This is a genomic window from Halarcobacter sp. (assembly GCF_963676935.1).
In the GTDB taxonomy this organism is placed as follows: Bacteria; Campylobacterota; Campylobacteria; order Campylobacterales; family Arcobacteraceae; genus Halarcobacter.
The window spans coordinates 944,884-959,561 of sequence record NZ_OY781470.1 but is presented as its reverse complement, the minus strand read 5'-3'; the positions used below and the strand labels follow the sequence as shown (position 1 = coordinate 959,561).

General features: G+C 25.6%; 17 protein-coding genes. 6 read left to right on the top strand and 11 right to left on the bottom strand.

All coding sequences use genetic code 11. The features are described 5' to 3' along the window. Both ACKU4C_RS04725 and ACKU4C_RS04720 read right to left on the bottom strand, forming a co-directional pair. Window positions 1-621 carry a hypothetical protein gene (locus ACKU4C_RS04725; RefSeq protein ID WP_321314878.1) on the bottom strand — a complete coding sequence of 207 codons (621 nt, stop codon included), beginning with the start codon at window positions 619-621 and terminating at the stop codon, window positions 1-3. Next, complete coding sequence (locus ACKU4C_RS04720; RefSeq protein WP_321314877.1) at window positions 611-1,168, bottom strand: hypothetical protein; 558 nt, start codon at window positions 1,166-1,168, stop codon at window positions 611-613. The genes ACKU4C_RS04725 and ACKU4C_RS04720 overlap by 11 nt, the downstream gene beginning before the upstream one ends. Before the next feature lie 137 nt (window positions 1,169-1,305). Here ACKU4C_RS04720 and ACKU4C_RS04715 point away from each other — a divergent pair, with 137 nt between their 5' ends. Then, the gene (locus ACKU4C_RS04715) at window positions 1,306-1,698 is read left to right on the top strand and encodes a hypothetical protein (protein ID WP_321314876.1); all 393 of its coding nucleotides are present in this window, start codon (window positions 1,306-1,308) and stop codon (window positions 1,696-1,698) included. A gap of 3 nt (window positions 1,699-1,701) precedes the next feature. Here ACKU4C_RS04715 and ACKU4C_RS04710 read toward each other — a convergent pair whose 3' ends face one another. The 4 genes from ACKU4C_RS04710 to ACKU4C_RS04695 form a co-directional block, all read right to left on the bottom strand. Continuing rightward, window positions 1,702-2,652 (bottom strand): tetratricopeptide repeat protein, encoded by a 951-nt coding sequence (locus ACKU4C_RS04710; RefSeq protein ID WP_321314874.1) that lies wholly within the window; start codon window positions 2,650-2,652, stop codon window positions 1,702-1,704. 77 nt (window positions 2,653-2,729) lie between these two features. Beyond that, window positions 2,730-3,209 (bottom strand): GNAT family N-acetyltransferase, encoded by a 480-nt coding sequence (locus tag ACKU4C_RS04705; protein ID WP_321314872.1) that lies wholly within the window; start codon window positions 3,207-3,209, stop codon window positions 2,730-2,732. 41 nt (window positions 3,210-3,250) lie between these two features. Continuing rightward, window positions 3,251-4,069, bottom strand: a complete 819-nt coding sequence (locus ACKU4C_RS04700; RefSeq protein WP_321314871.1) for a LysR family transcriptional regulator — start codon at window positions 4,067-4,069, stop codon at window positions 3,251-3,253. 45 nt (window positions 4,070-4,114) lie between these two features. Next, window positions 4,115-4,858: a sulfite exporter TauE/SafE family protein gene (locus ACKU4C_RS04695; RefSeq protein ID WP_321314870.1), complete on the bottom strand. Its 744-nt coding sequence runs from the start codon at window positions 4,856-4,858 to the stop codon at window positions 4,115-4,117. Between the two features lie 157 nt (window positions 4,859-5,015). On the opposite strand from ACKU4C_RS04695, the gene ACKU4C_RS04690 reads away from it, so the two are divergent. Next, entirely contained in the window at window positions 5,016-5,360 is a 345-nt protein-coding gene (locus ACKU4C_RS04690) for a DUF6172 family protein (RefSeq protein WP_321314869.1), read from the top strand. Window positions 5,361-5,377: 17 nt separating this feature from the next. Here the strand turns inward: ACKU4C_RS04690 and ACKU4C_RS04685 are convergent, their stop codons facing one another. The 4 genes from ACKU4C_RS04685 to htpG all read right to left on the bottom strand — a co-directional run bounded on the left by ACKU4C_RS04685 (window position 5,378) and on the right by htpG (window position 9,787). Further along, window positions 5,378-5,710 carry a HepT-like ribonuclease domain-containing protein gene (locus ACKU4C_RS04685; RefSeq protein WP_321314867.1) on the bottom strand — a complete coding sequence of 111 codons (333 nt, stop codon included), beginning with the start codon at window positions 5,708-5,710 and terminating at the stop codon, window positions 5,378-5,380. Next, on the bottom strand, window positions 5,703-5,999 hold the full coding sequence (locus tag ACKU4C_RS04680; protein ID WP_321314865.1) for a nucleotidyltransferase domain-containing protein: 297 nt from the start codon (window positions 5,997-5,999) through the stop codon (window positions 5,703-5,705). The genes ACKU4C_RS04685 and ACKU4C_RS04680 overlap by 8 nt, the downstream gene beginning before the upstream one ends. Window positions 6,000-6,099: 100 nt before the next feature. Further along, window positions 6,100-6,678, bottom strand: a complete 579-nt coding sequence (locus tag ACKU4C_RS04675) for a hypothetical protein (protein ID WP_321314864.1) — start codon at window positions 6,676-6,678, stop codon at window positions 6,100-6,102. Between the two features lie 1,195 nt (window positions 6,679-7,873). Beyond that, entirely contained in the window at window positions 7,874-9,787 is a 1,914-nt protein-coding gene (gene htpG / locus ACKU4C_RS04670) for a molecular chaperone HtpG (RefSeq protein ID WP_321314862.1), read from the bottom strand. Window positions 9,788-10,005: 218 nt separating this feature from the next. Between htpG and ciaB the strand changes: the two genes are divergently transcribed. The 4 genes from ciaB to ACKU4C_RS04650 all read left to right on the top strand — a co-directional run bounded on the left by ciaB (window position 10,006) and on the right by ACKU4C_RS04650 (window position 14,050). Further along, entirely contained in the window at window positions 10,006-11,886 is a 1,881-nt protein-coding gene (gene ciaB / locus ACKU4C_RS04665; protein WP_321314860.1) for an invasion protein CiaB, read from the top strand. 190 nt (window positions 11,887-12,076) lie between these two features. Beyond that, window positions 12,077-12,649: an adenylyl-sulfate kinase gene (gene cysC, locus ACKU4C_RS04660; RefSeq protein ID WP_321314859.1), complete on the top strand. Its 573-nt coding sequence runs from the start codon at window positions 12,077-12,079 to the stop codon at window positions 12,647-12,649. A 539-nt stretch (window positions 12,650-13,188) separates the two neighbouring features. After that, entirely contained in the window at window positions 13,189-13,767 is a 579-nt protein-coding gene (locus tag ACKU4C_RS04655) for a hypothetical protein (protein ID WP_321314857.1), read from the top strand. Between the two features lie 4 nt (window positions 13,768-13,771). Further along, complete coding sequence (locus ACKU4C_RS04650; RefSeq protein ID WP_321314856.1) at window positions 13,772-14,050, top strand: hypothetical protein; 279 nt, start codon at window positions 13,772-13,774, stop codon at window positions 14,048-14,050. A gap of 27 nt (window positions 14,051-14,077) precedes the next feature. On the opposite strand, the gene ACKU4C_RS04645 is transcribed toward ACKU4C_RS04650, so the two are convergent. After that, entirely contained in the window at window positions 14,078-14,677 is a 600-nt protein-coding gene (locus ACKU4C_RS04645; protein ID WP_321314854.1) for a hypothetical protein, read from the bottom strand. Window position 14,678: the final 1 nt, after the last annotated feature.

Sequence of the window (14,678 nt, the reverse complement as noted above, 5' to 3'; positions counted from 1 at the left end):
CTATTTCTGAAATGGTAGTTCTGCATAAAAATATTTATGTACAATATTTTTTCTTGCAAGACTATCATTATAATTACCACTATATCTAGGTTCACTTAAAAACTTATTTTTATAGTTTTTATCAAAACTTTGTATTAATTTTGTATATAGTAAACCATTGTAGTCTAAAATAAATTTACTTTTATCCGATGCATTATAAATATATATTATGCTAAAATATTTATTCTCATTAACTTTATAAGTTTTAAATACATAAGCATTTATTTCAATTTTTTCAACAGTTTCCATTTCATCAAATTTTAATTGTGATTTAACACTTGATTCAAAATGACTTAAAGGTAAACCACTCCAATGACAATTAGAATCTAAATTTATCGATTCGATAAAAAGATTTCCATATTCAATATTTTTGTCTGAAATTGTGTACGAATTATCAGTACATGAATATGAATGCCATTTTAAAATTGGCTTATTAAGTTCTAAAACTACCGGATTTGCTTTATTCCCTATTTTTATTGCTTTACTACCCAAACCAATTGAATCATTTTTAGCTGAACAACTAACAAGGAAAAGTGAAGTTGCAATAAAAAGTATACTATTTCTAATTATTTTATAATCCAAAATAACTCCTTATACTATTTTCTTTTACTATTGAGATATTAAAATTAACATCACCTCTATTATATGTACTATATTTATATTCATATTTACTATCAAGTTTTAAGAGTAAATTTTTATATAAATCACCTTTTGTATCAAGTATCATAATATTTAATACTGGAGAATAAATATAAATCATATGCAATACAAAAGAATTGTCTACATTATATAACTTAAAAATATAATTATCTATCTCTTTTTTTTCTAAAGTATCTAATTCATTTATATTTAATTTTTCTTTTATAAATCCTTCATAAATAGAAAGAGCTTGACCTTTCCATTGAACATTTTGGTCACATTTAATATATTCCATAAAAATATCATTTGTACTAAGTGTATAAGCTTCATTTATATAAGAATCATGTCTAGTCTTAATATCATAATCATTTAACTCATACTCATAGTACTGGTCATTTGATAATTTGAAAAACAATTTATTATTTTCAAACTTATACGTTGGCATTGATGCTTTTGCTATAAAATCAGCTATTTTCTTTAATATACCCATATGATAATCCTATTTTGAAGAATAATTTATTGTAACATATTCTTATTAAGTATTTAAATTTTTAAACTTATGGATTAGTTATTGCATAGATTAATTTTTCAATAGTAATATATAAAAAAATTACAAAAGGAACAGTAATGAAAATAGCAATACCAGTTAAAGATGAAAATTTGACTTTTTTTCCAAATGCAGGACATACTCCTAAATTTGCAGTATTTACAATGAGTGGTTCAAGTATGTTTAAATCTTTTACACTAGAGGTTGTTAAAAACAATCCAAGAACAGATATCGATCATGAACATCCAGAAGAAGAACATGCTTGTGCTCATGACCATGATGACCATGAACATATTGAACAACACAACAAAATGGGAAGAGCTTTAAAAGAGTGTAATTATGTAGTTGTAAAAACAGCTTGTAAAAATACTGCTAAATCTTTTACTAGCGAAGGTATAAAACTTGTAAAATACAATGGAGAATCATTTTTGGCTGATGAGATATTAAAAGAGGTATCAGCAAAATTTATTTAAGGACTAAAAGGAGTTATTACCAAATTTCTCCTTATCCTTAACTACTTCTGCTGAAGCTACAATATTCATAATCATTTCATTTTTACTTTGTGAAAATTTTTCTATAATAGTATCGCAAACTTTTATTAATTCATCCTCTTTGTTTAATTCACTTAAAAGAATAGATTTATTGTGTAATGCGAGGGCAACTTGATTTTTAAATTCCCCTTGATAATCTTCAAACTTCTCTACAACTTCATTGTATAACTCTAAAGCCTCTACATAATTATTTAAATTTCTAACTTTTGACGCTTTATTAACAAGAGATTTAGCTACTAACTCTAAAATATTTTCATCTTTACTATTTTCAAATTTTTTAATCACATAATCGTATGCTTTTATAGCTTCTTCATCATCATTTTTTTGTCCATAAATTAAAGCTATATTGTATGCAGCTTGTGCCATTTGTAAAACTACATCACTTTGTGCTGATTCTTCAAAATTCTTAACTAATTCTTTATATACAGGTAGTGAGTTTTCAAAACCTTCTAATTCAGTAACACATATTGCTTTATTCATATATGCTTTTACTAATACTATTTCTGTATCAGTAGAGATATCACCAATATATTTTTCAAGTAATCTATTATAAGTTTTTAACTCTAATTCAAATTTCTCTACTCTTGCATAGGCTAAAGCTTTATTATAATATGCATAAATTAAAAACTTTGAAACTGTATCATCTTTAGAATCTTTAAAACTTTTTATTATCTCTTTATATGTTTCAATAACTTCTTCATTTTTTTCTAAATTTGTAAGTACTGCAGCTTTTCCCATAAGTGTGTAGAATTTATCAATTTCATTTTCAGCATAATCAAGTAAAACATCTACTAAATATAGTGCCTCATCAAAGTTTTGTTCATTTATTCTTTGATTAAATTCATTATAAACTTTTTCAAAATTTTCTAAACTCAAGTACTTATCCTTTTTAAATAATATATATTTGATTTTTATTATTATACATAAACTCACTTAAGGAGTTAAAAAACTAATTAACTGTTTGCAAAGTTAATTAAAGAATCACCTTCTAATCTATAACCTATCCATTCATCTTGAGAAACAGCACCTATGCTTTCGTAAAATTTTCTTGAAGGAGTATTCCAATCTAAACAAGACCATTCAAACCTACCACAATCCTCTTCTAGTGCTTTTTTTGCCAAATATCTTAACATAGCCTTTCCTGCACCAACACCTCTTTTTGCTTCACTCACATATAAATCTTCTAAATAGATTCCATTTTTACCAAGCCAAGTTGAATAGTTATAAAAATATATTGCAAGGCCTATAGCCACACCATCTTCTTCACAAATTATCGCTTTTACAGTTGAATTTTTCCCAAATATTTTCTCTCTAGTCTCTTCAACTGTAGTTTTAACAGCATCTGGTTCTTTTTCATAAACTGCTAATTCAACAATAAAATTATAAATTGTTTGTGCATCACTTGATATTGCTTCTCTAATTTTAATTGACATCATAAATCCTTAATAAATACAGCATATTACTAAATTACACTTTAAAGTTTTATCTCTCTTAAATATCCTTCAATTACTGATTTATAATCTCTCCTACAAACTAAAGTTGTATGTAAATCAAAATCAACTTTAGTAAGTTTTAAGTCCTGTAAATATCCAAACTTCTCAATTATACTTTTAGAAAGAAGTGTTACCCCAAAACCCGCCTTCACACAAGCTAAAATAACTTCATAATTTTCAAAAATTGTAGTTTTATATTTATCTTTTTTATTCTCTTTTACATATATTTCTAAATACTTACAATGTACACAATTCTTTTTATAAGCTAAAATTCTTTTTTGTGCTTCTTTATTTTTTGGTTCAATAAAATATATCTCTTCTTCAAACCTATTTAACTCTATCAGGTCTTTATGTTTTGCTTTACCATTTAAAAAAGCTATATCAATCTTATAATCTACTAATTGTTCAACTAAATTTGTAGTACTATCTATCTTAAAATCTAAATCTAGTTTGGGAAAATCCTCATTTATCTGATTTATAAATGTTGTTAATCTTATTGTTGCATTTGTTTGAGTTGAACCTACTCTAAGTAGTTCAAGATTATCTGTATTTTTCATATTGATTAAGGCTTCATCGACTTTTTTTATAATCTCTAAAGCATAAGGATAGAACTTTTCCCCCTCTTTTGTTAAGACTACACCTTTATTTGTTCTATGAAACAGTTCATGCCCTAATATCTTTTCTAATTGCTTAATCCTCAAAGTTACATTTGATTGTGTAAATCCTAACTCTTTTGCACCAAGAGAGATACTTTTTGTATTTTTAACCGCAACAAAAACTTTTAAAAGATTTGAATCCAAAATTATTCCTTTTAAATGTCCCCTAAAGAGGAGTATTTATTTATTCTAAAACTGTATTGTCTGAACAACTAACATTGAAGCTATTATAAAAAGTAGAACTTTTAATATCTTCACATAAAGTTTTGCATCAATTAGTTTTTTAACTTTTATTCCTAAAAACATACCTATAAATGTAGCAGCAAGACCTATCATAGAGATATTAAAATCTTCAAATGTAAAACTTCCATATAGTAAAAAAACTGTAATCTGACCAATTTTAGTAAATAAAAAACAAAGATTTGATAACTGAACAGTATCTTTTCTTGTGTATTTTAATTCTAATGTATACATTATCATAAGAGGTGCTACTATATTTGTTAGACCTGATAACATTCCACCAAAAACTCCTAAACCATAAGTTGAACTTCTAGGATATTTTGATACAAAGGTTGCTTCAATTTTAACAACTGATTGTAAAAGATATAAAAAGATTATTGCGGCAAGTAACAGTTTAAAAAGATCAGAATTTGTATAAAGAAGTAAAACTGTACCTAAAGCACTACCTATTACCATCAAAGTAATTATAAACCAAAACTTTTTTAAAGCCTCTAAAAACTTACCTTCACTTAAAATACTTAAAATATTTGCACCCATAGTTGGGATAAGCATATATAAAATAGTAGTTTGCATATCGGTAAAAAGTGCAATAATAGGTGTGGAAATCATCCCAAAACCAAAACCAATAGCTCCATGAACAGTTGAAGCAAAAAACAAAGTCAAACAAAGAGCTAAAATAAAAGTGTATTCCATATGAGAATCCTTAATATTACATATAATCATTTGTAATACCAAAATATATTACTAATCATTATATCAAAACTCACTAAATTGTAAATAAATTTATAATAAAAAATAAAAATAGTCTAAAAGTTGAGAAATAAGGATACAATTGCAAAAAAGGAATTTTTTGAAAAAAACTTTTAACCTACAAGTGGAAAACAAAAATCAAGATAGAACAGTAGAATCTATTAAAAACGAAATAAGAAAATATATAAAAAGAGAAAAAAGAAAACCCCTTCCAAAAGGGAAAGATTTTTGGTTTTTTGATTGTAAATTTGCAAAAGACGAAGAAACACCAGAAGAGATACCATTTTCAGATATTATAAGATTTGTAAATGAAGCAGTTGAAACCAACAGTAAAACATTTTACTTAGAAATAGAAACAAGAGCAGAAGAGAGAACAAAAAAACTTGATATTGAGGATATGGAAAATATTCCTGAATTGTCAGAAGATGATATAAAAGAGAATTAATCCTCTTTTATATTTCTCTAATCTAAAATATTTTCGATATCCTTTTTTAATGGTTTTATTTTTAAAGTAATTATTTCCCAAATCTCATCCGCATCTATACCAAAATAATTATGTGCAACTATATTTCTAAAACCTTTAATTTTATGCCATGGAATATTAGAATGTTGAGTTTTAAAAGTATCATCAATTTTTGAAATCATTTCACCTATTATTACAAATTGCATCATAGTAGCATCAAAATCTCTTTCACTGTGATAAAAATCATCAGCATTTGAATACTCTTTTGTATATCTTTCAATTTTTTCAATAGCTTCAATAATTGAAAGTAAAGAAAGTTTAGTTTTAGACATAAACTACTTCTTTTAGGATATACTCTTTTGCAATAGGTTTTAAATATTTTTCTCTTGCAATATCAACATTTAAATGAAAATGGCTTTCTAAAGTCTTTTTTAAATCTAACTTTTTTTCATATATATTAGAAAGGTTATTTTCAAGTTCAATAAGAATATCAATATCACTATTTTCATTTGCTTCATCCTTAGCATATGAACCAAAAAGACCAAGCTTAGTAATACCAAACTTTTGTGAAAATTCATCTTTATTGTTCTTTAAATAGTTGATAATATATTCTTTTGTCACATTTAATCCTTATTTTATGGATTTATTATAGCATATAAAAATAAACAAAAACTATGTAATATCCTATTTATTCTCTTCTACATAATAGAATCAAAAAATATTAATTTGTATTTTTCTTATTTTCTTTTATTTTTAACTCTGTTCCTGATTTAATTTTCTTAATCTTCTCTTTTTGTGAATATTTTAAGTTATCAATCCACTTTATCAATTCTTTATTATTCATCTTTTCAAAATTTTCATAATTAATATTTTCATCTTTTAAATTAACCATAATCTCACACTTATTAATAATTTCATTAACTTTTAAATCTTTTGTTAAATTAACACTTCTCTGAGTATATTTTGATAAATCTTTAATTGGAAGTCTCTTTAAAAAAGAACCATTTAATATTTGATTATTTATTAATATTGTGTCTAACTTATAAGAATCAAATTTTTCATCTGATTTAACAAAATTTAAATTATCTATAATTTCTTTACAATTTTTTAATTCTTTTTTATTCTTTACTAATTCTAATTCTTTAGATAAAAAAATATTTTTATTTTCTTCAATATTATAATAAAAAATAAATTTATTATCATAACCAACCATCAATTTATATTTATTATCTTTTTCAAGTATCCTATATTCTTCTTTAAATTTCAAATAGTCTCCAATAGAAATATTTATATCATTCATTTTAATTGTTCTATTATTTGGGATTTCTATTTTATATAATGTCAATATAGGTTGATAAAATAAAAATTTCATAAGGGGACAAATAATAAATAATAGAATAAAAATAAAATTTAAAAAAACACCCATTTCTAAAAGATTAAAAGTTAAATGATATTTTTTTTTATAATAAGAAATTACAAATATAATAAAAAATATTATTACTAGTGACATTATTAGCATACCATTAAATATTGAAAGAAGTGAAAAAGCCAAAAAAATATCAGTAAATATTTTCTGAAAAAGAATTGATACATTTACATTAATAAAAGATAAAGGAATCCCAGATAATTTAATCATTTCATAAATATAACTATTAATAATACTATAAGATAATAAAGAAAAAATACTTATAAAAACAATTAATTGCTTTATTGAATAAAAATAAAATTTATTGATATAACTATTCAATAAAAAATAAAATTTATAATTTACATAGAATTTTTGCATAGGTAAAGAAAAGAAGGATACTGAATTCTCAGTATTATACAAACTTCTTTTTATATTATCAAAAGAATCACCTATATCATTTTTATCAATTTTCCCACTGGAAAATATAGATTTATTACTTTTATTATAAATAATATAATATATATTATTAAAAGTAAGTTTTTTTAATATTTCATCTTTTAATAAAAATAAATCTTTTATATAATTTTCTCTATCATAATTAAAAAAATTCATTTCTTTTAACAAATATTTAGAATAAACTTGGAAAGTATTATAGGTATCTTTTTTTTCAAAAAAAAATACACAATATAAATAATACAAAATTGAGCAAGAACCAAATATTAAAATGAGTTTAATATTAAGTTTTTCTTCACTGATAATGTCACCATTTTTAGCATAAACAGATGAAATAAATAAAAAAAATAAAAAATAAACTCTAACCATTAATAATAATCCTAATAAAATATATTATTATATTTTATCGAATATCAATAATAATCAGCCTTAATTATAAAAATATTTTAATTGTAAAGTTTCTAAAATAGATAATTGTAGAAAATCTTATCTCAACCTTAAAAAAACTAACTTAAACAGCTAATTTCATTCAAGGTCAAGGCGAAGGTGAATTTTTATGAGGGAGCATACTAGAAGTATGTGACCGATTAAAAATTCACCTCCAACGCAGAAATTGGATTAAAGTAGTTGTTTATTATAGTGCCTTTGCAGTAATTCTACTTAATCTTTGTGCAAATGCCACAGTATCAGTTATCTCCATACCTTCACTTAATTTAGCTTGGTCTAAAAGTACCCACGCTACATCACTAACCAAAGAATCATCACTTAAACCATTTAGTTTAGTAACAATTTCATGATCTGGGTTGATTTCTAAGATTGGTGCAGTTTCTGGCATCTCTTGCCCCATTGCTCTCATCATTTGTGCCATTTGAGCCATTTGTGCATCACCTGCATCTTTTACAACACAAGATGGAGATTCTGAAAGTCTGTTAGTTACTTTTACTTCTTTAACAGCTTCACCTAAAACCTCTTTGATTTTTTCAGTGATATCTTTGAATTTCTCTTCAACTTCTTTTTTCTCTTCTTCTGTTTGTTCTACTTTTGGAGCTTCACAAGCAGTAATATCTTTAAATTCCCACTCTTTGTATGCACCAAACATTGGAGTTACAATTTCATCGATTTCTTTATCATCTAAGATAAGAACTTCAATATCGTTTTTCTTGTAGCTTTCAAGAAGTGGAGAATTTCTTAGAACATTTTCATTATCACCAACAATGAAGTAAATAGCTTTTTGTTCACTATCTGCTCTATCTTTATAAGCTTCTAGTGAAGTCATTTCACCTTTTTCTACTTTTGTTGATTTGAATCTGATTAGTTCAAGAAGTAAATCTTTATTTGTAAAGTCTTGATATGCACCCTCTTTTAAAGGTCTGTTGTATTGTTCAATAAACTCTTTATATTTTTCTTCATCTTTTGCTAATTTTTTGATTTCATTTAAAATCTTTTTAACAGACCCTTGTTTGATGTTTGCTAAGATTCTATTTTCTTGTAAGATTTCTCTACTTACATTTAGTGGTAAATCTTCAGAATCAATAATACCTCTAACAAATCTCAGATATGTTGGTAATAACTCTTTTTCATCATCAGTAATAAATACTCTTTTAACATACAGTTTAACACCTGGTTGATAATCTGCTCTATACATATCCATTGGTGCAGTTTTTGGAATATAAAATAGTGTAGTATATTCGTTTACACCCTCAGCTTTTGTATGTACTGTTACCATTGGGTCTTGAGAGTCATGAGAGATTGATTTATAAAAATCATTATACTCTTCTTGTTTTAACTTAGCTTTTGGTTGCATCCAAAGTGCTGTTGCTTCATTTGCCTTTTCTATTTTATTTTCAATTGTTTTTTTAGGCTCTTTACCAGCTTTTTTATCCTCTTCACTTAACTCTTCAGTTACCTCTTCACTAAAATTTAAGAAAATTGGGTATGCAATATGGTTAGAGTATTTTTTAATAATAGTTTCAACTCTATATTTTGAAGTATAATCTTCTACTTCATCATCTTTTAGTTTGATATAAATAACTGTACCATTTGTGTCTTTAACACAAGGTGATAAATCAAATTCACCTGTACCAGTACTTGACCATTTATAAGCAGTTTCTTCACCTGCTTTTTTAGAGATTACATCAACTCTATCTGCTACCATAAATACAGAATAAAAACCAACACCGAATTGACCAATAAGGTTTGAATCTTTTTTTGCATCACCTGTTAAAGCCTCAACAAAAGATTTTGTACCTGATTTTGCGATTGTACCAATTGAAGAGATTAAGTCTTCTTCATTCATACCAATACCATTATCGGCAATAGTAATAGACTTATCTTCCTCATCAAGTTTTACATTAATTGTTCCTGCCCAATCCTCAGGAAGTGCAGCTTTCATTTTTTCATCTGTAAGTTTTAAATAGTTTAGTTTATCAATTGCATCACTTGCATTTGATACAAGCTCTCTTATAAAAATCTCTTTATTTGAATATAAAGAGTGTGTCATTAAATGTAGTAATTGTCCTACCTCTGTTTGAAATTGATGTTTTGCCATGTTATTCCTTTCTATTTAGGGCATGGTTAGGTTGCTTACGCAACGTATGCCATAAATTTCTTCTATAAATTAAATTTTTAATAACTGAATTTTATCAAAACTTTATAAAAGGAAGCTAAAGTTTTGACTTTTTTTAGCACTTTTTATATCAAAGTGCTAAATTAAGTTAATTTAATGTTTCAATAAGATAAAATTTCTTTTATATAAAAGGATTGATTATGGAAAATAAAAAATTTATTGATGACCTTACAGAAGTTTATGAATTTTTGGACGCACAAAAAAACAATGTAAATAAACTAATATCATATTTAGAAAACAACGAATTTGACAAACTAACTATTATAGATGATTTTGCTAAGGCTTTAGATTTAGAGATGAAAGATGATTTAAGAGTTGCACTTATTACAAGACTAGTAAATCTAAGAGATGATTCATTAGTTCAAGTTCTAAAAAAACTTGGTAAAGATGAAAAAGAAATAATAGCTTTACAAGAAAAAGCATATATTTTTGTTAGAAATTTTTGGCATGAAAAACATAAAAATACAATCAACTATATGAAAACAAACAATCTTTTAACACCTTTTTATCAAACAATTTTTGAAGGGGTTTATGATGTAGGGATTAAAATGTCATCTTGGCAAAGCCAATGGACATCTCACATTATAAATGGAGTAAATAAAGAACTTCTAGCAATGTTTGATGGAGATGATAAAAAAGTATATGAATATTTAGAAGAAAACTCACTATTTGACTTAGGTCACAATGGCATAGTTGCAGATAGATCTTATTCAGCTTTAGTACAAGAGGATGGAAAATATTCATCAAAAGCATATATAGAAGCTTTTAAAGAGCAAACAACAGCTGTAGTTGATGCTTTAGAAAAGTTTGAAGAGAGTCTAATTGAACTTGAAGATGAAATATATGATGAGAAATGGAACTATATCTTATATATCCAAAGTCTAATCAAAGCTTTTAGTGAAGATAAAAATCATAGATTAGTAGAAAGATGGGCAGATGTTGATAGAGCATGGATGAAAATAAAATCTCCTGTTCAAATTGGGCATCCACTTGAATACTATGAAGACCATTTTAGAAAAGCAGTTGCATTGGAATGGGATATCAGACTTACGAATCCAAAATTCACTCAAAATGACCATAGAGTAAATAAAATAAAATCTGCTTTTGAAAAGATTTTCAATAAAACAGATAAAACAAAAAATTATGAAGAGATATATAACTTCTCACTAAAATCTCTTGATAAAGTACAACTATATATAGGAAGACCTGCCCTATTCTTTGGAGCTGAATTCAATGGACTATTTTCAGCACAAGTTGTACCAAATGATGAGATTGTATCAAAAGAGGAAGGTAAAAAGATATTTGCCTTTGCAGATGAGATTTTACAAACAAGCAGAGCAAAACCATTTTTAAAACTTTCACAAGAGATATTTGGGGAAAAGTTCCTTTCAGAAGATAGAACATTTTTATTTAATGAAGATGAAGCTTGGCACCAAGTTTATGATATCACAACTATTGGTCATGAGTATGGTCATATTTTATGGTGCGATGATGAAACTGAATCACTTATGAACAAAACAGGAAACTTTAAAAATATAGAAGAGTTTAAAGCTACAACAGGTGGTTTAATCTCATTTTTCCTAGATGAATCAAATGATGAAAAAGATTTAGAGAAACAAGTATTAATGGATACTCTAAAAAGAGCTGTAGGACTTATAGGATGGATGGAAGTTGATGAAGTACAACCATACTATTGCGAAGGACTTATTCACTTAAATGCTTTATTTGACACTAAAATCTTAAATTGGGCAGAAGAGGAATTAACTATTGATATCTCAGCTGTAAAATATGAAAAACTAAAAGAATGGTATATAAATACATATACTGATTTAGCAAAACACTATTTAGATAAAAAAGATGCAACAGAATTTTTAAATAGATTTGTTAAAAAAGATGGAAAATATTTTATGCCAAATAATCCTAAGATAAACTCTTTTGTAAAATACTATTTTAAAAGATATCAAGAGATTGGGCAAGAGCTTGACACCCAAGACTCAAAAGAGAATTATATACTAAAATAGAAAAAGATTTAAGCTTATAAATAACTATTTTAAATCTAAATATTATATGGTGGTTTTAGAGATGATGTTTCTATTCTCTCCAATTAGGAAGACTTCTTTGTCTTCCTAATTCTTTTTGTATATACCAGCTAAAGAATAAAATAAACTTTTTTTAAATATAATGAAAAAGAATATATAAAAAAGATAAAACATGAATAATATATTTTTACATGAAAATTCTATAAATAAAGAAAGTAGAATTAAACTACTAAATCAAAAACCATATATTATATGGTTGACAGGTTTAAGTGCAAGTGGAAAATCTACTTTAGCAAATGCTTTAGAAGTAGAGCTTTATAAAAAAGGGTTTAAAACTTATCTTTTAGATGGTGACAATTTAAGGGATGGATTAAATAATGATTTAGGTTTTTCAAAAAAAGATAGAGAAGAAAATATAAGAAGAGTAGCTCACTTATCCCAAATACTCTTAGATGCAGGTCTTATAGTTATAACAGCATTTATCTCTCCATATAAAAAAGATAGAAAATATGCTAGAAGTTTAGTAAAAGAAGATGAGTTTATAGAAGTTTTCGTAGATACACCTTTAGAAATTTGTGAGAAAAGAGATCCAAAAGGTTTATATAAAAAAGCAAGAGCTGGTAAGATAAAAGATTTTACTGGAATAGATTCAGCTTATGAAAAACCAGATAATGCAGAGATTATAATAAAAAATGAAAATATTGAGAAAAGCTTATATAAAATTATTAACTTTTTAGAAAAATAAAATCTATTTCAAACTTAAATTTCTCAATCTCTTTTTTTAAATTTTTGTAGAAAATCTATTAGTATAAATACTTGTAACAAATTTGTTAGCATGATTTAAATTAAAATCACTTACATCATCATATGTAGAAGATAATATACATGAAAAAACCAAAATAATATGAAAAAAAGAATTTTATGTTACAATAAAAATTATTTAAAATTAAGTAAGGAATTATTGATGACAGATCATAATCAACCTTAACTTCTGATGCTGATACAAGTGGTGATAGTGATATTACAATTACTGTTGATGATGGAGTAGATACTACTACTAAAACATTTAATTTTAAAATCTTAACTTTTAATGATGGGGATAATGTAAATGAAAGTGGTAGTGTTAGTGTAACAACTAATGCAGATGGTGATGAAGTTACAACTGTTGATGTACCTGCTGATAATTTAGTTGTTAAAAAAATTGTTAAAAATGATGGTTCTACTGAACAATCTATTATTATTAATGGGGTAGAAAGTAAAGTTGTTTCTGGTTCCCCTTCTTCTGTGATTGAAATTACTGAAGATGGAGTGACAACTACATTTACTAATAATGGTATTGATGCTAAAGCTGATACTACTGTTTTAGGTAAAACAACTCATAGATTAACTAAAAATGGTCAAACTACTAAAGCTGTTTCTAATGTATTAGGTTCTAATACTACTATTTCTGAAGATGGAGATGGTAATCCTCAGATTGTTACTACTGTTGGTAATATTGAAGTTGATGCTAAACCTGATGGTTCTGCTGTTCATATTGTTACTAATGGTTCAACTTCATCTAAAACTACCTCTTCTATTTTAGGTGCTGATACTATTATTAATAATGATAATGTTCAAACCTTAGCTGGTAAACTAACTTCGGGTTCTTTTACTATTAAAGCTAAATCTGTTACTAAAGATGATGGTACTACTGTTACAAGGTTTGTATCTGTTGATGGTTCTGGTAATGAAACTGTTTTAGGTGATACTTTAAATGATGGTTCTGTATTTGCTAATGGTAATACAGTTGAAATATATGAAGATAATGGTGCTATTTTTATTAAAATCACTGCTCCTTTATCTGATGATTTAGTTGTGGAGTAGTATTATGAAAATTTTATATAGTTTAATTATTGCCTTGTTTGCTTCTTTAGTATTTAGTGCTTGTGGCAGTGGTGATGGGGGATTTAGTTTTATTCCTTCATCTGATAATGAGATTATCAAATGTGATGCTACTAATGATATACCTAATGGTTATACTACTTTAAATAGTGGGGATACTATTGTTAAATCTTCTGAAAATACTGTTATCTCTATTTTTCATGATAACAATAATAACAAAAAAGTTTGTGTTGTTTCTGGCGATGCTTATATCTTATCTAACTAGGAAGACTTCTTTGTCTTCCTTGTTTGTTTAGAACTTTTTAATAAGAAATTTTTTTACATACTCTTTCTTATTTGCAAGTTTACACCAACCAAAACTATCACAATATTCTATTTTTACAACTGTGTCTTTTTTTAGTGTAGAAAGGACTTTTGAATTAGGATATGCTCTATTATAAACATTTATAAGCTTTCCTGAAACTATCATTGTTTTATATTTATTATTTTTTACTTTTTTATCTAATGGTTTTATATCATTGATTTTTTCTTTTTTTACTTCTTTTAGTTTTTCTATCTCTTTTTTTAGTAAAATAACTTGTTGTTTCAACTCTTCTACTTCAGTATTTTTTTCTATATTTTCAACTTTTGTAACTTCTATACCTTCGCTTGTTAAAACACTTTTCTCTTTATATAATTCTGCTAAAATTAATTCGACTTTTTCATTTAATGCTTTAATATCTTTTTCATTTAATTTAGTTTTTTCACTATTAATACTAACATCTTTTAAAAGTGATTCAAATCCAACTTTAAACAAAAAAAGTTCCAATTCGGAAGGTTTTGTTGTTTGGTCATTTTCTTCAGCAAGGAGTGAAGTTAAACTCAAAAAAACTATAAATATATATTTAAACATA